Raw genomic sequence first — 22575 nt, 5'->3', positions numbered from 1 at the left:
GACAGCTTGGAAACCATTCAAGTCAGCACGGTATCGGTTTATGTCTATCGATACCGTGCTCTTTTTTTGCGGGCAAGGGATTTGCCAAAGACAAACGAACAGCGTGCATGCCGGACAATCGGATGTTCCGCGTTACCGATACAGGGTAAACTTCCGGACTTGGTCCTGCAGCTTCTCGGCAACCCTCGCGAGTGATTCGGCAGAAGAAGAGACCTGCTCGACAGCAGCCAGTTGTTCTTCGGTTGCGGCGGAAACGTTTTGTGTACCGTCTGCCGAGTTTTCTGCCACCTTGGATATTTGCTCGATCAAATAGACGGCTTGTTCCGTGCTTGCCGTCATTTGCTGGGAATAGGCCTGCACTTCCTGAATCTTGCTGGCGACCTGAGCGACGGATTCGCTGATCTGAACGAATGAGCTGCCAGCCTCGTTAACCACTTCAATACCGAGTGCCACTTCCTTCGTTCCTTTTTCCATGGAAAGCACGGCGGTATGGGATTCGGTCTGAATCGTTGTGATCAGTTGTTCAATCTGCTGGGCTGATTTCGCCGATTCCTCGGCCAGCTTCCGCACCTCGTCAGCGACCACGGCAAAGCCTCTTCCCTGCTCTCCTGCTCTTGCTGCCTCGATTGCAGCATTGAGTGACAACAGGTTTGTCTGTTGGGCGATGTCGGTAATCACCTGGACGATCTGTCCGATTTCCTGTGAGCTGTCTCCGAGGCGTTTGACGATGCCGGCGATCTCGTTTACTGTGCTGTGAATCAACTGCATCTGGCTCATGACCGTGTCGATCGCCTTGTTGCCGCCGACAGCAATTTCCGAAGCAGTCACGGCAGAGTCAGCTGCATTTTGTGCGTTAACGGCTATCTGCTGAATGCCCGTTGAGACTTCATTGATGGCTCCTACACTTTCCGCCACGCTTTGTACCTGCTGTTCCGCTCCGTATGCCACCTCCTGAATCGAAGAGGCGATCTGTTCCGTTGCCTTGCTGGTCTCCTCGGCATTGGCCGACAGCTCCTCTGCAGAGGAAGCGAGCTCTTCGGCTGCTGTGTTTACCTGTTCGATGATTGACCTCAGATTGCCTACCATATGGTTGACTGACTCGGAGAGCTGCCCTACTTCATCCCGGCTTCTGATGGCCAGCGGATCTACCGCCAGATCGCCATCGGAAATTCGGCTGGCCACGGCGGCAACCTCAACGATGGGACGGCTGATTTGACGAGACACAAAGTAGGCGGCTGCAATGACGATGGCTGCTACGATACCTACAATCAACATCACATTCAGTGTCAGCGCTGTTACCTCAGAGGTGATGGACTCGATCGGGATGTGGAAAAACAGGCTGTAATGAGTCTTGGGGATAGAAGCGTACGTAACGACGTATTCGGTACCGCCGTCCAGATACGTAAAGGAGCCCGATTCGGGTGCGTTATTTTTGAGAATGCTGCTCAAGCCTTCAGGGAGAGCTGCTTCCTCAATGGTTTTGCCGATCAGGTCGGGGTTGGGGTGTACCTGGATCAGTCCTTGGTTATCGACCAAAATCGGGTAACCGCCTTCACCCAGTTGTACATTGTCCAAAAAGGTCGAGGTGAACGAATCCACGTTTACAAGCCCGGTCAGTACGCCGAGTTTTTCTCCGGCATTGCTCACAACGGGAGAAGCGACTACAATCGACCGATTTCCGGTCGTTTTTGCGATCAGCATGTCAGAGTAGCTGGTTTTTCCCTCCATGCCGAGTTTGAAGAACGGACGCTCCGCCAGGTTGATCCCTACGCTGCCTTCAAACGTGTCCGCTGTTACCTTCCCGTCCGGGGAAATAAATGTATTTCCGTCAAAGATTTTGATTTCGTTCGTAAATTTGCGAATGAACTTGTTCTTTGCTTCATTGTCAAAGGATTGGATGTCCGAGGATCGTGCCAGAATCATTACTTCCGACAGTCTCCTGTCCAGCCATTGGTCCATGGCGTTTGCAGTCGACTCCGTCAAATGAACAAAGGAATCCTTTTGCTTGTCGATCAAAATTCTGGTGCTTTCGGTCAGTACCAGATAAGAGCAGGCGATCAAGGGGAGTACGGCCACAAGCAAAAACCAGATAATGATTTTATTCCGAAGCTTGCTGAACAGACGCATCGTTGCAGCATCCTTTCATAATTCATGCTGGGAATCCGGAAGGGACAGAGTATAAAGCTGGAAATGCAGACTGCTGAGATAATCCCAGCAGTCTGCACGTATTATAAATCAATAGCCCATGGCAGCCCCTTCGCCGCGCGGGTCTGCACCGCCAAACTTGATGTTGCTTTTCGGATCGATCAGAATGGCACCGGATTGACCCATCGCATCGGTATAAGCGGCTTCCAGCTTCTCAACCGGATGACCGCGTTTTACCAGCTCGTCGAGGACTTCCTGCGGAATGCGGCTCTCTACCTTCAGATTGTTGGAGGAGGAGCCCCAGTTGCGGCCATGCAGCCATCTCGGTGCTTCAATCGCGTCTTGAACCGTGAATCCGAAGTCGATAATGCGCGTGACGAGAGCGGCTTGTGTCTGCGGCTGCCCCTCACCGCCCTGTGTACCGTACAGCAGGTAAGGCTTGTTGTCTTTCAAGAGCATAGCCGGGTTGATCGTGTGGAAGGTGCGCTTGCCTGGCTCCAGGTGGTTGATATGATTCGGGTCCAGAGAGAAGTAGCTTCCACGGTTTTGCAAGAGAACACCAGTGTCCTTCGCGACGACGCCCGAGCCCCAATCGAAGTAGTGGCTCTGGATCATGGAAACGGCATTGCCGTACTTGTCGACTACACCGAGCCAGGTAGTGTCGCCCTTGGGATCGAGCGGTTCTACGGTTTTGGCAGCCTGCTTCATGTCAATCCGGGCAGCAAGGTCTTTGCCGTGCTGCTTGGACAGCAGCTCGTCTACCGGAATGTCAACAAACTCAGGGTCTGTCAGCCATTTGTCGCGGTCGGCAAACGCTTGCTTCGTCGCTTCCACGATAGCGTGGTAGTAATCCGGCGTGCCTTCGCCCATGCTCTTCAGGTCAATGTTGTTCAATATGTTCAGAATCGACAATGAGGCCATGCCTTGAGAGTTGGGCGGTACGTTGTAGGCTTGGTATCCGCGATAGTCGACGGTGATCGGATCAGCCCAGGTGGACGTGTGCTTTTCAAAGTCTTTCAGAGTCAGCAAACCGCCGTTTGCCTGCATGTCTTTTACGATTTTTTCGGCGATCTCGCCTTTGTAAAAACCGTCTGCGCCTTTTTTGGCGATCACTTTCAACGTTTTCGCCAGATCCTCCTGCTTGAGGATTTCGCCGGCCTGGTACGGCTCGCCGTTCGCTTTCAGGTAGGTCTTGCGGAACCCTTCAAAGCGCTGCAGATTTTTCAGATCGTTGTCTGTCGGATCGATCGCGTATTTGGTCCAGTACACTTGGTTGGGAGAGACCGGATAGCCTTTTTCCGCATATCCAATCGCCGGCTCCAACAGTCTGTCCCATTTCAGCTTGCTATCTCCAGCCAATTCCTTGTGTGCGTAGTTGTACGCTTCCCACCAACCGGAAACGACACCAGGGACCGTGTTGGCGGACTCGTACCCGCGGGAAGGAATTTTTTCGTAGCCTTTCTTTTTGTAATATTCGATCGTTGCCTTTTCACCAGCTCGACCGCTTCCGTTCAGCGCTCTTACTTCTTTCGTCTTTGCATTGTAGATCAGCCAGAAGTTGTCGCCGCCAATCGACGTGTAGTGCGGGTAAACAACGGCGAGCGTAGACGCGGCGGCAATCGCGGCATCGACTGCGTTTCCGCCCTCCTCGAGTGTTTTGAGAGCTGCGGCTGTAGCCAGGTAGTGAGGAGCCGTAACCATGCCGTTTGGCGACATTGTTGTGGGGCGATTTGCCGCCTCCACTGCGGCAGTTGTGAAGCTGGACAGACCGATCGTCGCGGTCAGCGCTAAAACAGAGAGTTTCTTCCAGATTGACTTTTTCACTTTCCATCCTCCTTGTTGTGTACGGTCGAAGCATGAAAGGTTGAACGGTTCGGGTCAAAATCGATTGGCATCACCTCCTTTGCATAACAACACAAAAAGACCAATGACATAGGATCATTGGTCTTTGGTCCTACATCAATACTTCGGCAGCTGGCTGGCTTGTCCATTTGCTGGAGGTAGCCCCTGTAGCTTTGCGTCGCCGGATTTCCCCGGGTTTGCCATTATCGATATCAATGTGAAATAAGATAGTGAACGCAATTTGTGAAACTTAGTACATATGAAAAATTGTACATATGGGAAAAGATTCGTAAGATTGAATCTGATTCCATAGATGCAAAAAATATCTATCCATTACCTATATTCGGTAATATTGGACTAGTACTTTAGTGAAAAATTTATTTATTTTTTTCAAACAGATGCATATCCGTCTTCCGTTTCTCTTTCTTACTCCGAAACGGCTAAGATCTGCTGGCTAAGCTGTTGAAGGTTGCGAGCAAAGAGGCTGGGATAGCTCCAGGAGGCATATGGTTCGGGTATGGGGATTGCTTCGATGGCTTCGGGTGTGGAGCCGTTCTCGGCCAGATGCTTGGCTTGGTCCCACAAAGCTTCCAAATAGTGAAGACAGCTATCCACAGTTTGATGGTCTCCGACCGGGCCGTGGCCGCCGACTGCTGCCGAAATGGGCAGGTCTTTCCAAGCCTTCAAAACGGAGACCCAGTGGGAAAGATTTCCTGTCTGCATACTGGGATGATTTTGCACAAAAAGCAGGTCGCCGGCCAGAAGAACGCGGTCTTCGGGCAGGTACAGGACAGAGTCGCATGTGCTGTGTCCGTTTCCTTTGGCGGTCAGTACGGCAGTTCGCTTCGAGCCGTGGAGCGTGACAGAATCAGAAAATGTCAGGGAGGCAGGGGTCGCGGAGAACGTAGGCAGTGCAGCGTCAAGGGCGAGAATGTCTCCGAGGTCGGTGCGAAGCTCCTTTTGCTTTTCCGGATCTGATTCGGCTTCCAAAGATTGGCGAACCTTGTCAGGGTATTCGGGGTGCTGCTTTGCGAATTGGACGAGGCTTGTACAACGCTCGAGCATGAGATTTTTGGTGGTTTCTGTGGAGAGGATAATGGCATCGGAAAAGACTTGGTTGCCGCCCACATGGTCAAAGTGGAAATGGGAATTGATAACCAACGATACAGGGCGTCCAAGCAATTGCTCGGCTGCTTCTCGCAGTGCAAGCCCTGCCTTGGGCGTGTACATGGTGTCAAAAACGACCGTCCGATCGCCCAGATCGACGATGGCGGCATTGCCCATGGCTCCTGTGCCTGCTTTGATAACGGCGGCAAAAACACCTTCCGCAATTTCTGCCAATGTAAAAAAGGAGGATTGTGTATTGATTTTTTCAAGCACACTCACAACAGATCACCCCAATCATAAAATATGTTTCTGCCTGTAGGATAAAATGGGAATCTTTTGGAAACAACTTCAATTTATATACATCGTGTGAACACCCACGGGGGCTCTCCTGCTTATGATAGTAAAAACCCTCTGAAGGGCGGTTTGTAAAAGCGCCTGGTCCAGAGAAGGTGATTCTTGCTACAAGCCGGTTGGCCAAGGGGTGACTGATAACGATGATGCATCGGCCCAACATCAGAAGCCGGGCGAATTTGTTGAACTATCGCCGGGGAATCAGTATTATGGAATGTAAAGGTGAAGGGAAAGGTTGAATTTCTGTGGAAAATAAATCGGCATCATCATCCAACTTTATCCGCAACATTGTCCTGGAAGACCTGCGAGAGGGCCGAGTCGGGGAAATCGTTACCCGCTTTCCTCCGGAGCCAAACGGGTATTTGCACATCGGACATGCCAAAGCGATTTGCCTTAATTTTGAACTGGCAAAGGAATTCAATGGCAGAGCCAATCTTCGTTTTGACGACACCAACCCGGTGAAAGAAGACACGGAGTACGTAGAAGCGATCAAGGAAGACGTACAATGGCTTGGCTTTGAGTGGGACGGACTGTTCTTTGCATCGGATTATTTTGAGGAAATGTACAATCGCGCCGTTCTGTTGATAAAAAAAGGACTGGCTTACGTATGTGATCTGTCCCCGGAAGAAATCCGCCAAACCAGAGGGACCTTGACGGAGCCGGGTACAAACAGCCCTTACCGCGACCGGTCGGTGGAAGAAAACCTGGATTTGTTCCAGCGGATGCGCAACGGCGAGTTTAAGGACGGCGAAAAGGTGTTGCGCGCCAAAATCGACATGAGCTCCCCCAATATCAACCTGCGTGACCCGATTTTGTACCGGATTTCGCATGCTACCCACCACAACACGGGAGACAAATGGTGCATCTACCCGATGTATGATTATGCACACCCGCTGGAGGACGCTATCGAGGGCGTAACCCACTCTCTCTGTTCGCTTGAGTTCGAGGATCATCGCCCGCTGTACGACTGGGTTGTCCGCGAATGTGAAATGGAAAACGTGCCGAGACAATACGAATTTGCCCGGTTGAACCTGACCAATACGGTAATGAGCAAACGGAAGCTGAAACAGTTGGTCGACGAACAGGTAGTAGACGGATGGGATGATCCGCGCATGCCTACCATTTCGGGACTTCGCCGCCGCGGCTTTACTCCTGAGTCCATCCGTACATTTGCCCGGGAAATCGGTGTGGCCAGAAGCAACAGCACCGTGGATGAAAAAATGCTGGAGCACTTCATCCGCGAGGACCTGAAGCTGAAAGCGCCGCGGACGATGGCTGTACTGCGCCCGCTGAAAGTGGTCATCACCAATTATCCGGAAGACCAGGTCGAGCTGCTGGATGCGGAGATCAACCCGGAAAATCCGGAAATGGGAACCAGACAAATTCCATTCTCCCGCGAAATCTACATTGAGCAGGACGACTTCATGGAGAACCCGCCGAGCAAGTATTTCCGCCTGTTCCCGGGAAATGAAGTACGGCTCAAGCACGCGTACTTCATCAAGTGCACGGACGTGATCAAGGATGAGCAAGGCAATGTCGTCGAAATCCACTGTACGTATGACCCTGAAACGAAGAGCGGCAGCGGCTTTACCGGTCGCAAAGTAAAAGGAACGATCCACTGGGTAGACGCCAAGCATGCGCTCCCTGCGGAGTTCCGCCTGTATGAACCGCTGATTTTGGATGATCAGGAGGAAGGAACCACGTTCCTTGACAATATCAATCCAAACTCTTTGGAGATCGTGAACGGATACGTGGAGCCTAACATGAAAGAGACCAAGCCCCACGACAAATACCAATTCTTCCGTCACGGATACTTTAATGTCGACCCGAAATATACGACAGAAGACAAGCTGGTGTTCAACCGGATTGTTTCCTTGAAGAGCTCGTTTGAACTGCCGAAGCAGCAGGGATAACAGAGAATGCAAAGCAGAAAGCTGTTGAAGTCTCATTGAGGCGTTCAACAGCTTTTTTTATTGGCTACATAGGATTAGGAACGTGGCTGCAGTGAGAGAAGCATATTTCCAGGCTGCGCTCCGGTCTGCGTCCGCAAGGGAGCCGAGACTGTCCGCTCTACAACGATTCGCGGGGGAGCGTAAAAGCAGCAGCCGTTCCGAAGCCCAATCAGAGTTACGCTCCTGATTCCCGCGATTTCGTTGTTCCGCTGGGCTGGACTCCGCTAGTCGCTCCGCCTGGAAATATGCTTCTCTGTCGTCGCGGGTTCTTTCGGGTATCTCGGGGAGAAAACAAAAGCTGTAGAGATGAAACAGGAGAAAAACGCGAAGGTCTTTGGGACACATACCCAGGCTTCGTTCCAAAAGTGGAACACGCTTTTAGCGTCCAACCTCTGAGAGGCTTCTGCGAACGGGCTGCTTTTGGACGCGGTTCCACTTTTGGAACGAAGCCGGCCAGGATTACCCCCGGCAAGTGTCCCACCGAACCTGGAGCGTTTTTCTCCTGTTTCATCTCCTCCCCCCAAAGCCCGAACAACGCTCATTCTAAAAAACTACTATCGCTACCCCCGGTATCCATCTGACGTTCTTATCAAAATGGCCCTAGCAGATTAAAGAAGATTTGCTGTACCCAAGTCCATCTATAAACCTGTTCAAGCCATTGCGAGAGTCAGCGCGGAGGGGTAAACTAGCATCATGATCATGTAAACCGTTTTCATAGATAAAGGAGGTTACTAGAGATGGGAACGTCTCTCTTTCGGCGAAAGTGGACGACTGTCGACTTTGTCCTGATCGTCGTCACGGCGGCCTTGTACGCGGTCGCCTTGATTATGCTCGCTAACATCAAATTAGCTCCATCCGTACCGCTTCGACCGGCGAATGCGCTGCAGCCTGTTTTCGGCATTTTGTTTGGCATTCCCGGCTGCCTGGGTCTAGCATTTGGAAACGTGGCCAGCGATCTGCTGACGGGAGGCACACCGCCGCATGCAGTCATCGTCGGCTTCATCGGCAACTTTTTAGGAGGATTGATCGGTTATTTGGCTGTCAGTCATCCGGCCTTGAAAACAGGGCGCAGCATCTTGCAATATTACATATTTGTTGTATTGATTGCCTCTGCAGTGGTGGCCTGCTCGATTTTGATCAATGTGGCGCTTGGCTTTACGCCGATGGCCATCGCAACCTTGTTTATTCCGACCGTCTTTTTGAATCAGGCAGTATCGACGGCAATACTGGGGCCAGTTCTGCTAAAGCTGCTGTATCCGTTTGTGAAGCGGGCAGGCTTGTACCGGGGACGAGCACACGGCAATGGACTGCTTTCCATTGAAGAAGGCGGGCTTCGTCCGTGACCGGTCAGCCGCTGCTCCGTTTGGAGAACGTTCGTTGGCAGTACGAGGATAGCGCCAAGCATGCGCTATCCGACATCAATCTTTCCCTCTATCCGGGCGAAGTGGTGGGAATCGTCGGCCCCTCTGCCGCGGGCAAAACAACGCTTCTTTTGGCTTTGGGCGGGCTGGTACCGCGCAATTATTCCGGGCAGTTTTCCGGCGAACGCCGGGTCACCGGGGAGTTGGGCATCGTCTTTCAAGACCCGGAGACACAGTTTATCGGCCTTACGGTAGAGGAAGAGATCGCCTTTAGTTTGGAAAACAGCGGGCAAGCGGATGAGGAAATCGAGCAGCGGATTGGTGAAGTCCTCAAGCTGGTCGGTCTGGAAGGCTTTGCTCTCCGCTCTCCCTTTGAATTATCCGGAGGAGAGAAGCAACGGGTGGCCATCGCTTCGGCATTGGCCCATCAACCCCGAATCTTGCTTTTGGATGAGCCTACCTCCGAGCTGGACCCAAAAGGAGCTAGGGAAGTGTTTCAACTGCTTTCACAGCTAAAGCGGGAGCAGGAAATCACGATAGTCGTCTCTTCCCACGCGACAGAGGAATTGGCTCAATTTTGCGATCGCATTTTGCTCTTGGCGGACGGGCGGATTGAACTCGATTTGCCCGTACGTCCGTTTTTTGGCAAGGTGGAGGAGCTTGAGAAGCACGGAATTCTCGTCCCCGATGTCATACAGTTGTATTTGCAGATGTGCCGGACAGGCGTCATCACCGCGAACAAATACGGGGTGCCGCTCCATGTGGATGAGTTGGCCGAGTGGTACCGCGAAGCTCGCATAAGCGGCAGGAGGGATGAGACATGAGCAGCTTGATCCGTTTTGAGAACGTCTCATTTGGCTATGAAGCTGACAAGCAGGTGCTCAAGGATGTTTCCCTGAACGTGGATCGAGGCGAACTCATCGCCATTATCGGCGGAAATGGCTCCGGGAAAACGACGCTGGCCAAGCATTGCAACGGTCTGTACAAACCGACGAGCGGGACAGTCACAGTAAAAGGAAGAGATACGCGTGAACAATCGGTTGCTGAGCTGTCTCGCACCGTGACGTACTGCTACCAAAATCCTGATCATCAGATTTTTCAATCAACCATTTTCGAAGAAGTCGCTTTCGGGCCGAAAAACCTGGGGCTGCCGCAGACTGAGATAGAACAGCGCGTCACAGAAGCTCTGGCTGCTGTGGGACTTGAGCAGATGCGCTCAGCCGAGCCGTATTTTTCGAGCAAAGGGACCCGGCAAAAGATTGCGGTGGCCTCTATTTTGGCGATGAAGCCGGAGGCGATCGTGCTGGATGAGCCGACGACAGGGCTGGACTACCGCGGCGTGCGGGATATCATGGCGCTGTTGCGAAAGCTGCACCAGGCCGGCCATACGATCATCGTCGTGACCCATGACATGAAGCTGGTGGCAGAATACGCCTTGCGCGTGCTGGTCATGCATCAGGGGAGGCTGCTGTGCGACGGGACGCCACAAGAGGTTTTTGCCCGACAGGAAGTGCTGATGAAAGCCCAGGTGGAGGCCCCTGCAGTTTATCGTTTCGGCGTTGCCGCAGGCTGGAGCGAGCCTGTACCGCTCACACTGGAGCAGGCTAAGGTGCGGGTGACAGAGGAGAGAATGCTGCATGAAACACGCTCATCCTAGTTTTGTACTGCTGTCGTTTATCTTGCTGGGGACGTTGCCGTTTCTGTTTCAAGACCCGCGATTTCTCGCGGTCGTTTTGCTGATCAATGCCTTGTTGATCGCCAAGCTGGGGTGGAGCCGATCGATGTTGAAGGGCTACCTGTTGATCGGGGGAATCGGGGCCGTGTTTGCGGCGATCACGTGGCTGCCGTTTACCAGCATCGGCCATCCGTATTGGAGCAGCAGGATCCCTTTGGTCAATTATCCGATCCAAGTGACGGACGTAGGTGTCCTGTGGGCATTAGGCATGGGACTAAGGCTGGCAAACGTGGCTCTGCTGTCGATGTATTACCTGTTTTCAACCAGTCCCCGGGAAATGGCGATGGGACTGAAGGGGATCGGTGTTCCATTTTCCGTCAGTTATTTGCTCTCGCTGATTTTTCGTTTTATCCCTCTCGTCAAGCATGACCTTGTCACGATCCGGGAAGCCCAGATGGTGCGGGGCCTGCAGCTCAGTGAAGGAAGCATTCCGGAGAGGATGCGAAAGTATGGCTTCGTTCTGGTTCCGCTCATTTTCAGCTCGCTCAAGCGCGTGCAGTTGATCGCCAATGCGCTGGACGCGAAAGGGTTCCGGATGAGAAACCGCCAGCATCGCTTTTACCGAATGCCCAAATGGAAATCCAAAGAGCTCGTCGTACTGGCTTGCGGTTTTGTTGTCGTTGCCGTATTGCTTTACTTCGCCCGCATTCATCCTGAACATATGGGCGTGTTGATACCCGGGAGGATTTGATTTGCACAAAATGCGGATGTGCCGGGTTTGAATCATTGCGGAAGGTAGGGGGAATCATGGCCGGACAACAAAGAAAGCAGCTGGTGAAAAACGGACTTGTTCTGGCGTATACGGTCGCAGGGAGACCAGAGGCTCCTGCTCTTCTGCTGCTTCATGCGATTCGCAACACCAGTCGATTATTTGACCACATCCTTCCGGAGCTGGCGAAGCGTTGCCGGGTGATTGCGGTTGATCTGCGCGGACACGGAGAGTCGGTCAAAGAGGGGCCCTATACATTTGAACAGCTGGCTGAGGATATCCGTACCCTGCTGGATACGGAGGAAGTGGAACAAGCGGCCATCGTTGCCGCCTCTTTCTCGGCGGTCCCGGCACAAATGTTTGCGGCAGCCTTCCCGGAACGAGTCACACACTTGATTTTGCTGGACGGCGGCTTCTATAGCCTGCGAGAGATGCCCGGCTTTGACAGAGCGTCCACAGTAGACAGACTGGCAGAAACCCGCTTTCCTTCGATAGCTGCAGCGAGGGAGTCCTATATCGCCCGTTATGGAAAGGGCGGCATTCCGTCGTCCTTGCCGGAGAGCGAGCTGGAGCAAAAGGAAGACGGCGCTTATGGCTACAGGCTGCCGCGGGAAGCGTTTGACGGCTACTTTCGGGCATATGCCGCATTTGACAAGGAAGCCTTGTTTGCCTCGCTGAAATGCCCGGTATTGCTGCTGCTCGCAGACGAGATGACGCTGTCCGACGGGGAGCAGCAGCGTTTTTTTCAGAGGGCAGCAGCCGAATACAGACAAAAGGTTCCGCGTGCTGTATGCGAAAAAATTCCCCATGCACAGCATTTGCTCATGCTTACCCACCCGCGAGAGACGGTGGAGAGAATCATATCGTTTGTCCACTAGAAAAGGGACAGGCTGACTGGGTTGCCAGATCAGCCTGTCCCTTTTGCATGTGTACGACCGGAACGCATAGCAATAAAGGCTGATCGCGCCGGAGCACATAGCGAAGCTGGAGTTCTTGGGGCGCGATGCCGTCCCCGATAGCTTGACGAAGCCGAGCTTCTTTCACAAGCCGCCCTTACGGCTGTTTGGAACCGGAGCGGAACAGGAGAGCCAGGTCATCCCCGATATTGGCGCTTTCTTTTCCCGGCCTTGTCGCTTGCTTGATCCGATCCATGGCGGCTATCGCTTGCGGGTTGGTGACAGTCCGGATCTCTACGCCCCCGCCGTAAATGCGTTCGATTTGATCCTTGGCTTTGGACAGCGTTTGTGCTTGAGCGCTTGCGCCCATCGTACCGATTTTGTCCGTCGGCCGCGAAGGTCCGCGGTAGGAGCTTCCTTCATAGGGGCTTAGCAGGTGGTTTTGTGTCTCGTCCATAGAGTTGGTGGAAAGGGTTTTTCCGTCTGCCGGAGCGAGGAAGACGCAGTCATGAACGACCAGAACATTGACTCCGTTGACTCCCGCAGCGGCCAGACGAGCCTCCAGATTCGACGAAGGTCCGCCGTCGTTTAAGCCGGAGCTGCCCATCATGCTGTAGGTGGCTGTCCCCATGCCGCTGTTTGTTGCTCCGTACTGATTGGTGGTCAGCTTCTTGTCGCGGTCAACACTGGGAATGACAGTCGTGTGGTCGTGTCCGGGAGCAGCCTGCTGATGCATGGACTGGGTTTGCGCTCCCTGGTTCGCTGCTCCTTGGTTTTGCCCTCCTTGATTCGGTGTCGCCTGGTTTGTACACGCAGTCAAAAGGCAAATGACACCGATCCCGCTGATCATTTTTCGTATCCGCATCCAAAATCCCTCCAGATTAGTGTTTGCCAGCTACCCGATATGATTTGCCGATTATTGCCTATTTATTGATGTCCGCAGTTGGAAATTTTTTTGGAGAAAATGGTTATTTTGCCGAAGAATTGCACACATAAAAGATATACATTCAGGAGGTGGTAGCTTTGGCACAGACAAACGAAGGACAAGAGCAAGCCGTTTCAAGAAGGAAATTCTTGAAAAACTCCGGTTTGGTTCTGGGCGGTCTGGTAGTAGGCGGCGTTGCGGGCAGCTTGCTCAGGACACAGGCCCCGCCCCCACCTGCGGCAGCTCCTGCACCGGCCGACTTCAATCAGGCTCTGATGTATTTTTCACCGGAGCAATTCCGGGTGGTTGATGCGGCGACAGAGAGGATTTTCCCTGAGGATGAGAACGGCCCCGGAGCCAGAACCCTTGGTGCAGCTTATTTTATCGACCACCAACTGGCAGGGGATTGGGGATTCAATGCCCGCGATTATATGCAAGGCCCTTTTTATCCCGGTGAAGCTACCCAAGGATATCAAGGCCGGCTCAGAAGGCGGGAAATTTTTGATATCGGGATTCAGGAAATGAACAACTACAGTACAACGAAATACGGGAAGCGTTTCTACGAATTGGAGGCAGATCAGCAAGATGCTGTATTAAAAGCCTTTGAAGCGGACGAAGTGAAGTTGACCACCATCTCTGCCAGCGGCTTCTTCAAGATGCTGCGTGCCAGCACGATGGAGGGCGTCTACGCTGATCCGCTTTACGGCGGCAACAAAAACATGGACGGCTGGAGGCTGAAAAATTACCCGGGGAACCAGATGGCTTATACCCAGGTAATCGAGCAAGACCAATTTGTCAAAATGGAACCAAAAAGCTTGCGTGACCATCAGCACGGATAAGAGGGGGATCGGACATGCCCAGAAGACTGCCCAAGGTAGATGTCGTGATTGTCGGAGTTGGTTGGGGCGGAGGAATCATCGCCTCGGAATTGACGAAGCAAGGCATGACTGTAGTAGGTTTGGAGCGAGGGAAAGAGCGAAAAACGGAGGACTATTTCATGGTCCACGACGAGCTGCGCTACGCTCTCCGCTACGAGCTGATGCAGGATTTATCCAAGGAAACGATTACTTTCCGAAGCAATACGAGGATCAGAGCGCTGCCGATGCGGAGCTACGGTTCCTTCTTGCTGGGGACGGGATTGGGCGGTGCCGGTGTCCACTGGAATGGACAGACCTTCCGCTTTTTGCCGTATGATTTCGAGATTCGCAGCAAGACGATTGAGCGGTACGGCGAGAAGAAAATTCCCGAAGGCATGACCATCCAGGATTGGGGCATCACCTATGATCAGTTGGAGCCGTACTACGACCGTTTTGAAAAACTCTGCGGGATCTCCGGTGAGGAAAATCCGCTGGCCGGAAAACGATCAAGTCCATACCCCACACCGCCGATGAAGCAGACACCGGCCATGAAAATGTTTGCCGAAGCGGCTAAAAAGCTGAAGCTTCACCCCTACATGATGCCTTCGGCCAACTTGTCGCAGCAGTATACGAACCCGGATGGAGTATCGCGGGCCGCCTGCCAATATTGCGGATATTGCGAGCGGTTTGGCTGTGAGTACGGAGCCAAAGCCGACCCGGTCGTAACCGTGATTCCTGTGGCGAAAAAGACGGGCAAGTTTGAGATCCGGACGCATTCCCATGTACGGAGAATTTTACATACCGGCAACAAGGCGACAGGTGTTCTCTACACAGACGTGACGACCGGAGAGGAATTCGAACAGCCGGCGGACATTGTCGTGTTGACCAGCTACGTGTTCAACAACGCCCGTCTTTTGCTCTTGTCCAAGCTGGGCCGTCCGTACGATCCGGCTACCGGAAGAGGAGTAATCGGGAAGAACTATGCGTATCAGGTAATCCGCGGGGGAGCGACAGGCTTCTTTGAAGACAAGGAGTTTAACCTGTACGCAGGAGCAGGCTCTCTCGGCATGACGCTGGACGATTACAACGGGGACAACTTTGATCACTCCGATCTGAAGTTCCTGCACGGAGCGAGCATCAGCCTTTCGCAGACCGGACAGCGTCCGATCGCCAACAATCCGGTTCCTTCAGGTACGCCGAACTGGGGCAAGGAATATAAGGCAGCTTCGCTCAAGTATTTCAACAGGGCCCTCGGAGTCGGAGCCCAGGGGGCGTCCATGCCCTTCAGGCACCACTTCCTCGATCTTGACCCGACATATCGGGACGTCTTCGGCGATCCGTTGATGCGCATTACCTTTGACTTTGAAGAGCAGGACCGTCAATTGGCTGCCTTCACGGCGGACAAGTGTGGACAAATTTTAAAGGAAATGGGAGCGACCCATATCGATGTGAGGCGCGAGCTTGGCCCATACGACATTACCCCGTATCAGTCCACTCACAATACGGGTGGAGTTATCATGGGTGCCTCGCCTGACACTTCTGCCGTGAATAACTACTTGCAGATGTGGGATGTGGAAAATTTGTTTGTGGTCGGTGCGTCGGCTTTCCCCCACAACAGTGGTTACAACCCGACAGATACTGTGGGGGCGCTTGCTTACCGGGCGGCAGAGGGGATTGCGAAGTACGCGAAAGGCAACGGAGGGCTGCTTGTGTAGGTGGTTTGGTCTTTCGATGGAGGGACCTGGCTGTTTGAAGAAGGGGGCGTCTTGGGCGCTTCCTTCTTTTTTCTTGATGATACGCATCTGGGGCGGACTCTAGCGTACCTGGGCCTGACTTTCGTGAAGGAGATGAAAACGGAGAAAAACGCTACAGGTTCGGTGGGACACTTGCTCGGGATTGACTGTCCGGCTCCATTCCAAAAGCGAAACCGCGTCCAAAAGCAGCGGTTTCAGGGGGTATCTCAGAGGTTGGACGCTGAAAGCGTGTTTCGCTTTTGGAATGGAGCCTGGGTTGGTGTCCCAAAGACCTTCGCGTTTTTCTCCGTTTTCATCTCTACAGCTTTTAGGTTTTATCAGTTGGTCGCAGCGCCCACTCAAACGCTCGAGTACGCAGTAGTCAGTCAGACACCCGAGCCTTCATTCTTCACTTTCAAAGTCCATTCTCCACACTGATTGTCAGTTTTGCTAAAACGTTTAGCGAAAATGCGAAAAAACGGGTGTAGATTTGTTGGGGAAATTTGCGGGTCGGTTTCCGGCCTTTTTCTCCAATAGGGAAAAACACCGTGTTGGTAAGGAAAATAAGGCGGTTTTGGAACGCTTAGTTTCGGTATTTAAGTTAATTGCAGAATTGGCACAATCCTTGCAAAAGTAAAAGGCAAACGAACAGTGAGAGGAAGAAGCATCATGGACGCAAAAAAATGGAAGATGGATACAGCGTTGATTCATGCCGGGCATCAGCCTTGCGATAAGACGGGGGCGGTAGCTCCGGCAGTTGTACCGGCGGTGGCTTATGCGTTTTCCGATGCGGATGCCGCGGCTGCGGTTGTATCCGGGGAGAGGGAGGGAACGTACTATGGACGCTACGGCAACCCTACGATTGCTTCTTTGGAGATGAAGATCGCCGCGTTGGAGAATGGCGAGGCGGCTTTGGGCGTCAGCAGCGGCATGGCGGCGATCTCCGGGGCTTTGCTCGCTTTTTTGAAGCAGGGTGACCACGTCGTATGTACCAAGGATGTGTACGGCGGCAGCCATAAATTTTTGACTTCGCTTGCTCCACGCTACGGGATTGAGGTCGATTTTGTCGATTGTACCAAGCTCGCTGCTGTGAAACAGGCGATCAAGCCGAACACGCGGGTGCTTTATCTGGAGACGCCTTCCAATCCATGTCTGACAGTCCTGGATCTCCGGGAGCTTTCCCGACTGGCCCACGAGCACGGACTTACGGTCATTGTCGACAATACGTTCATGACGCCGTACCTGCAAAAGCCTCTGGAACTGGGGGCCGATGTGGTCGTACACAGCGCGACCAAGTATCTAAACGGCCATGGCGATGTGATCGCTGGCTTCATCGTTGGCAAACAGGATGTGATCCGGTTTATTCGGAAAAATATCATGGGTGATCTGGGCCAAAATTTGAACGCCTGGGATGCCTTTTTGATTTTGCGCGGGCTCAAGACGCTGGGCTTGCGGATTCGCCAGCACTGCCAGAGCGCGGAGGCGATTGCCCGGTATCTGGAGGCGCATCCGGCGATCGAACGGGTGTATTATCCGGGTCTTGCCTCGCATCCGCAGCACGAGCTGGCGAAAAGGCAGATGAGCGGGATGGGCGGAATTGTTTCGTTTGAAGTAAGGGGCGGATATGAAGCAGCAAAATCTTTCATTAACGGACTGCGCCTGGCTATGATATCGTTTAGCTTGGGAGATCCGGAAACACTGGTTCAGCATCCAGCGTCCATGACGCATTTTTCCATACCGCCAGAGGAGAGGGAAGCCTTTCATATTACGGAAGGGTTGATCCGGCTGTCTACGGGCCTGGAGGATGTGTCGGACATTATCGAAGATCTGGAGCAGGCGCTTCGGCCGCTTGCGAATCACGTGTCTGCCGGCGTGTAACGTTTGACCGGGAAATGGCAGGGAGGTCGGGGCATGACGGAATTTTCTCGCATCCGCACATTTATTCAGGGGTACGCGGATAATATTGCGGAGGTGCTGGGGCTTGATGTCACTATTCTGGATGAACAGGGCATCCGGGTCAGCGGAACCGGAGATTACCGGGACCTGATCGGTTTGCCAGCCCCGGAAGGTTCGTTTTTTCGGATGATTTTGCAGACCGGGCAGCCGGGTATCATTTACGACATGAAGAAGAACGAATCCCAGTGCATGAACTGCAAGTTTCTGCTGCAGTGCAGGGAGCTCGCGACGATCGGGTTTCCGGTTCACAAACGGGAAAAGACCGTTGGTGTGATCGGCCTCATCGGTTTTTTGCCCGAGCAAAAAGAGAAGATGCTACAGCATTCGGAAAAGCTGATGACGTTTTTGCACCATACCAGTGCTCTGATCGTGCACAAGCTGCTGGAGCTGGAGGAAGAGAGCAGACAAGGCTGCAATATCCAGGAGGAATTGCCCTATGACCCTGCCCAGGCCGTCTATTTCGCCCAGCTGATCGGAGCGGAAACCGGCTTGCAGGAGGTCATCCGCAAAGCGAAAAAGGTGAAAGACAGCCTCTCTACAGTGCTGATTCGCGGTGAAAGCGGGACGGGCAAGGAGCTGTTGGCGCGTGCGATTCACAGCGAAGGCAACCGCGCTGCGCATCCATTTATAGCTGTAAACTGCGCGGCGATTCCGGAAACCCTCCTGGAGAGCGAGCTGTTTGGCTACGAGGGAGGAGCTTTTACCGGTTCGAGACGAGAGGGAAAGCCGGGGAAATTCGAGCTGGCGCACAAGGGCACGATTTTTTTTGACGAGGTCGGAGATATTCCGCTTTCGCTCCAGCCCAAGCTGCTTCGCGTGCTGCAAGAGCGGACGGTGGACCGCGTAGGCAGCGTCAAGCCTGTCGCTGTGGACGTGCGGGTCATCGCGGCGACACATCGGGATTTGGAAAGCATGGTGAGGGAAGGTGCGTTTCGGGAGGATTTGTACTACCGGCTAAACGTCATTCCGCTTCGGCTGCAGCCTCTTCGGGAGCGGCGGGCGGACATTCCGCTCTACATTCACCATTTTTTGAACAAGTATGGAGCCCTCCTGCAAAAAGGTCGAATAGAGGTCGATCTGGACGTGATGGAACGGTTGAAAGGCTATGATTGGCCGGGAAACATCAGACAACTGGAGAACGCGATCGAATACATGGTCAATATGGCCGAGGATACGGTGATCGGAGCTGGCGACTTGCCGGAATACCTGGCGCAGCTTGAGCTGCCGGCAGTATCTGAACAGACGGGAGGCGAGGCGGCCAGCGGAAGCCTGGAGGATATGGTAGCCGTGTATGAGCGAGATATTTTGCAGCAGTATTTTCGCTCGCCCAAATGGGGGGGCGACAAGACGAGGATTGCGGAGGAGCTGCAAATCAGCCTGTCCACGCTTTACCGAAAGCTGGAGAAGCACAGGCTGATTTGACTGTGGTTCGGCGGAGTGTATGCTTGTCAGTCACCTCAGTCTTGGCCTATTCTACGAGCGCCAGCCCCGGGAAAAGCAGCCTTGGGGTCGCAAAAAAGCAGCGTCCCTTTTGGGGCCGCTGCTTTCTGCATGAATGGTCGATTATGTCAATAAAAGACCGGTACAAACTCCTGCGACATTGCATGGTTTGCCTGCCAAGCGCCAAATAAACGGACAGAAGGCGACTTTGGCCAAACGTGAAAATGAATGCTGTCGCTATTGAAGCAATGAACGAATTTCACCCGTATTCGGATTGACGACAAACCATCCATACGTGCTCGTGTAGCTGTCGCCGGATTGGAAGTTGTTCACTACGGTCTGGTATATCTGGATGACGTAGTGCCCTTTTTCGTCGTCATGATCGTATTCGACGATATGCTGCGGTGTCAGGCTGCCCGCGAATTTCTTTTTGACCAGCTCGACGGCTTCCATTTTGGAATACATTTTCCCGGCGGGAAGCTTGCCGAGATAGATCGATTTGGTTTTCCCGTCGTAAATGACTGACTTGCCGAGATTTTCCGCGACAAAACGGATGGGTACATAGACTGAATTTTTGTACAATATTCCTTGTACGTCCATCGCTGGTGATTTTGGCACTCCGTCAAAATAATAGGTGAACGGCGTCTTGTTGATCTCGCTTGAATCCGGGTACGCTGGTGCCGCCAAGGCCAGTCCGGAGAACAGTGCTGATCCCACGACAATTCCCCCAACAAATGACTTCACATCCCACTTCATGAAAAACCCTCTTTCCCATCTCTATTTCTATGAATGAATTCCAAGGGATATTATGACAAAAAACATAGGACCAAGCTATCAAGCAAGGGTCATAGGAGCGAACGCCCAGAAACCGGGAAAAAGGCATTCTGTTCCCTCTGCGTTGGTCCTAGCAGGGGGATGGTTTTCCCGGGCAGGCAAGGAAAGAAGGCCCGTCTGATGGCGGGATGATTTCCCGGTCTCTTTTCTAGCAAATTAGAAGAGGGTATGATAGAGGGAAAGCTTTACTGAGAAAAGGCAGGTGTCTAGCATGTCTATTTTGCGGAACGATTGGGCTGAGATATTGGCGGACGAGTTTGAAAAGCCATACTACATCCAGCTTCGTGAATTTTTGAAAACAGAATACCAGAGCCAGGCAATCTATCCTGACATGTACGATATATTCAATGCGCTTCACCTCACACCATATCGGGAAGCCAAGGTCGTCATCCTCGGCCAGGACCCGTATCACGGTCCTGGTCAGGCACATGGACTCAGTTTTTCTGTCAAGCCGGGGGTAGCGACGCCGCCGTCCTTGCAAAATATTTACAAGGAGCTTCAAAGCGACTTGGGCTGTACGATCCCGCAGCACGGGTATTTGGTCAATTGGGCCAAGCAGGGCGTGCTGCTGCTCAACACGGTGTTGACGGTACGGGGAGGAAATCCCAACTCTCATAAAGGCAAAGGCTGGGAAATTTTTACGGACCGGGTGATCGCCGCTTTGAACGACCGGGAAACGCCGCTGGTGTTTATTCTGTGGGGACGGCATGCGCAGGAAAAGGCGTCATTTATTGATACGAACAAGCATTTCATCATTGCGTCTCCGCATCCAAGCCCGTTTTCGGCCAATCGCGGATTCTTTGGCAGCCGCCCCTTTTCGCGGACCAACCAGTTTTTGCGTTCGCAGGGAATGCAGGAGATCGATTGGCAGCTTCCTTTGCAGGCGGAGCTGGAAGAGGCGACTGCGGCTCGGTCGTAAGCTTTAGAAAATGAGCGAGCCATGAATGATGTGAGTATGCAGGTAGGCACCGTTCCTCTGGAGGACGTAGGCCGGAGCGGGGAGCGGTAACAGGCTTCTCTTCAAACGCAGTCGCTTTTCTTTTTTGTGGTTGGACCGGCTCTAGTGGAGGAGATGAAAAAGGAGAAAACAGCTCAAGGTTCGGTGGGACACTGCGAAGGGGCTGGACTGGCCGGCTCCATTCCAAAAGCAAAACCGCGTCCAAAAGCAGACTGCTCGATGGAGCGTTTCAGAGTTGGACGCTAAAAGCGTGTTTTGCTTTTTCCATTCCGCCTGGGAGGTGTCCCAAAGACCTTCGCGGTTTTCTCCTTTTTCATCTCTACATCTGTTGGTTTTCTCGTAAAAAACAGTTCGGACATACGCCCGAACTGTTTTTAGAGAGGCTGGTTTGCAAGGAAGCTCGTATAAATGAACATCCGTCAGATTGCTGAGATCAGGCTTGTCGTGGGCCTTAAACAACATGAAGTCAGTTGCTGATAAATGCTTGCGGAGGTTTTTAGCCAGAGTTGTGGTCATGACTTTTTGCTCGAAATCCGTAGTCAATTAGAAGCCAACCTACTGACAGGTGAACCTTAGACACCTTTGAACGATCCCACATGCTCTTTAAAGCTGGGAGAAGCAAATCCCGCTCGCCAGAGAAGCCTGTTTCCAGTCGGAGCGACTAGCGAAGTCCGGCCCAGCTCCGCAATGATCCCGAGGAAGCAGAATCGCAACCTATGAATACACTTCGCAGCTGCGCGTCGTTTTGCGATTCCCTCGGGAGCATTGCGGAGCGGACAGTCCCAGCTTCTTTGCGGGACGAAGACCGGAGCGGAGAGTGGAAACAGGCTTCTCTCCACCGCAGCCGCTTTTTGAAAGTAGAAAAAAAGCTTCTCCCCGCAGCCAGAGAGATTCACTGTCTAATCCATGCTCTGAATCACAATCAGGCAACCGGCCTCGATCGAAACCGTTCCGGTTTCCGAAACCAGTACGTTGCTTATGCCCAGCGTGTCGCCCATCCGCAGAGTCGCCTTGTCCAGCGGGTACTGAAAGCCGGATAGGGTGATTCCGCTGACCGTCTCTGTGAGCGGCAGCAGGGAGACGTGGGAATACCGGCTTTTCCGCAGGGTGATTCGGTCGGTGACGAGCATGATCTCGTTTTTTTCGTCCACGATCCGGCAGGGCACGCCAGCCTTCAGCCCTTTTGACAGCAAGTGAACATTGGCAAGCGTATGGTCGAACCGGGAGCCCAACGCTCCGACGAGAACGATCTCAGCCGGCTGCTGCTCCAGCGCCCAGAGAAGGCCCATCTCCGTATCAGTCAAGTCCTTCATGACCGGGTCGCAGGAACGCATTTCCTCGCTGTTTTGGCAGATGATCTCCCGCTCATCGGGTGTGACCGAGTCGAAGTCCCCGATGGACAGATGGGGACGTCTCTCGTTTTGTATCAAAAATAACGCTCCTCGGTCGACTCCGACCAAAAAGGCATCCTCGTCTATTTCTTCCAAAGCCCAACTGCCCAGATTTCCTCCTGCAAACAGTATGATTTTGGACGATTTCTCCATGATGTTCCCTCATTTACGTGGATTCGCGGCTGTCAAAGGAAAAGGCTGATTTGTTGAGCGGCCAAGCCTGACAGCATCTTTCTTTATCTTACCATGCAGGTGCGGTTAAGAGACAGGAGGGGCAGACATTGCAGTTACTGTAAGCAATACAGGCAATACAGGCAATGCAGGCAATGCAGGCAATGCAAACACTGCAAACACTGCAAACACTGCAAGCACTCAAGCAATAC

At 52.9% G+C, this 22575-nt stretch carries 17 protein-coding genes and 1 riboswitch; of the genes, 11 read left to right on the top strand and 6 right to left on the bottom strand.

Features of this window, described 5'->3' with window-relative positions; all coding sequences use genetic code 11:
• Positions 1–132 precede the first annotated feature (132 nt).
• From EDM54_RS06950 to EDM54_RS06940, 3 genes are all read right to left on the bottom strand, one after another.
• A complete protein-coding gene (locus EDM54_RS06950) occupies positions 133–2127 on the bottom strand; it encodes a methyl-accepting chemotaxis protein (protein ID WP_003388538.1) in 1995 nt (664 codons plus the stop codon).
• Positions 2128–2235: 108 nt separating this feature from the next.
• Positions 2236–3969 carry a gamma-glutamyltransferase gene (gene ggt / locus EDM54_RS06945; RefSeq protein ID WP_003388537.1) on the bottom strand — a complete coding sequence of 578 codons (1734 nt, stop codon included), beginning with the start codon at positions 3967–3969 and terminating at the stop codon, positions 2236–2238.
• A 142-nt stretch (positions 3970–4111) separates the two neighbouring features.
• Positions 4112–4199, bottom strand: a riboswitch (cyclic di-GMP riboswitch).
• A gap of 214 nt (positions 4200–4413) precedes the next feature.
• Positions 4414–5373, bottom strand: coding sequence for an MBL fold metallo-hydrolase (locus tag EDM54_RS06940; protein WP_024983716.1), 960 nt, complete (start codon positions 5371–5373; stop codon positions 4414–4416).
• Between the two features lie 317 nt (positions 5374–5690).
• Here EDM54_RS06940 and EDM54_RS06935 point away from each other — a divergent pair, with 317 nt between their 5' ends.
• The 6 genes from EDM54_RS06935 (at position 5691) to EDM54_RS06905 (ending at position 12080) form a co-directional block, all read left to right on the top strand.
• Complete coding sequence (locus EDM54_RS06935) at positions 5691–7358, top strand: glutamine--tRNA ligase/YqeY domain fusion protein (protein ID WP_003388535.1); 1668 nt, start codon at positions 5691–5693, stop codon at positions 7356–7358.
• 776 nt (positions 7359–8134) lie between these two features.
• Positions 8135–8740: a QueT transporter family protein gene (locus EDM54_RS06925; protein WP_024983717.1), complete on the top strand. Its 606-nt coding sequence runs from the start codon at positions 8135–8137 to the stop codon at positions 8738–8740.
• Positions 8737–9582, top strand: coding sequence for an energy-coupling factor ABC transporter ATP-binding protein (locus tag EDM54_RS06920; RefSeq protein ID WP_024983718.1), 846 nt, complete (start codon positions 8737–8739; stop codon positions 9580–9582). Before EDM54_RS06925 ends, EDM54_RS06920 begins: the two co-directional genes overlap by 4 nt.
• On the top strand, positions 9579–10415 hold the full coding sequence (locus tag EDM54_RS06915; RefSeq protein WP_003388531.1) for an energy-coupling factor ABC transporter ATP-binding protein: 837 nt from the start codon (positions 9579–9581) through the stop codon (positions 10413–10415). Before EDM54_RS06920 ends, EDM54_RS06915 begins: the two co-directional genes overlap by 4 nt.
• Positions 10396–11184, top strand: a complete 789-nt coding sequence (locus EDM54_RS06910) for an energy-coupling factor transporter transmembrane component T family protein (protein ID WP_003388530.1) — start codon at positions 10396–10398, stop codon at positions 11182–11184. Before EDM54_RS06915 ends, EDM54_RS06910 begins: the two co-directional genes overlap by 20 nt.
• Positions 11185–11240: 56 nt before the next feature.
• Positions 11241–12080, top strand: coding sequence for an alpha/beta fold hydrolase (locus EDM54_RS06905; protein WP_003388529.1), 840 nt, complete (start codon positions 11241–11243; stop codon positions 12078–12080).
• A gap of 175 nt (positions 12081–12255) precedes the next feature.
• Here the strand turns inward: EDM54_RS06905 and EDM54_RS06900 are convergent, their stop codons facing one another.
• Positions 12256–12963: a hypothetical protein gene (locus tag EDM54_RS06900; protein ID WP_024983719.1), complete on the bottom strand. Its 708-nt coding sequence runs from the start codon at positions 12961–12963 to the stop codon at positions 12256–12258.
• Positions 12964–13121: 158 nt separating this feature from the next.
• Here EDM54_RS06900 and EDM54_RS06895 point away from each other — a divergent pair, with 158 nt between their 5' ends.
• The 4 genes from EDM54_RS06895 (at position 13122) to EDM54_RS06875 (ending at position 18991) form a co-directional block, all read left to right on the top strand.
• Positions 13122–13862, top strand: coding sequence for a gluconate 2-dehydrogenase subunit 3 family protein (locus EDM54_RS06895; RefSeq protein ID WP_003388527.1), 741 nt, complete (start codon positions 13122–13124; stop codon positions 13860–13862).
• 14 nt (positions 13863–13876) lie between these two features.
• On the top strand, positions 13877–15595 hold the full coding sequence (locus EDM54_RS06890) for a GMC family oxidoreductase (RefSeq protein ID WP_003388526.1): 1719 nt from the start codon (positions 13877–13879) through the stop codon (positions 15593–15595).
• Positions 15596–16282: 687 nt separating this feature from the next.
• The gene (locus EDM54_RS06880) at positions 16283–17491 is read left to right on the top strand and encodes a trans-sulfuration enzyme family protein (RefSeq protein WP_031932553.1); all 1209 of its coding nucleotides are present in this window, start codon (positions 16283–16285) and stop codon (positions 17489–17491) included.
• 33 nt (positions 17492–17524) lie between these two features.
• Entirely contained in the window at positions 17525–18991 is a 1467-nt protein-coding gene (locus EDM54_RS06875; RefSeq protein ID WP_122957971.1) for a sigma-54 interaction domain-containing protein, read from the top strand.
• 255 nt (positions 18992–19246) lie between these two features.
• Here the strand turns inward: EDM54_RS06875 and EDM54_RS06870 are convergent, their stop codons facing one another.
• On the bottom strand, positions 19247–19765 hold the full coding sequence (locus tag EDM54_RS06870) for a stalk domain-containing protein (RefSeq protein WP_003388522.1): 519 nt from the start codon (positions 19763–19765) through the stop codon (positions 19247–19249).
• A 289-nt stretch (positions 19766–20054) separates the two neighbouring features.
• On the opposite strand from EDM54_RS06870, the gene EDM54_RS06865 reads away from it, so the two are divergent.
• Complete coding sequence (locus EDM54_RS06865) at positions 20055–20762, top strand: uracil-DNA glycosylase (protein ID WP_122957970.1); 708 nt, start codon at positions 20055–20057, stop codon at positions 20760–20762.
• 938 nt (positions 20763–21700) lie between these two features.
• On the opposite strand, the gene EDM54_RS06860 is transcribed toward EDM54_RS06865, so the two are convergent.
• Complete coding sequence (locus EDM54_RS06860) at positions 21701–22345, bottom strand: thiamine diphosphokinase (protein WP_003388519.1); 645 nt, start codon at positions 22343–22345, stop codon at positions 21701–21703.
• Positions 22346–22575 lie beyond the last annotated feature (230 nt).

It is taken from the genome of Brevibacillus borstelensis, assembly GCF_003710865.1.
Taxonomy (GTDB): domain Bacteria; phylum Bacillota; class Bacilli; order Brevibacillales; family Brevibacillaceae; genus Brevibacillus; species Brevibacillus borstelensis.
This window is presented reverse-complemented; position numbering and strand designations above follow the sequence as displayed.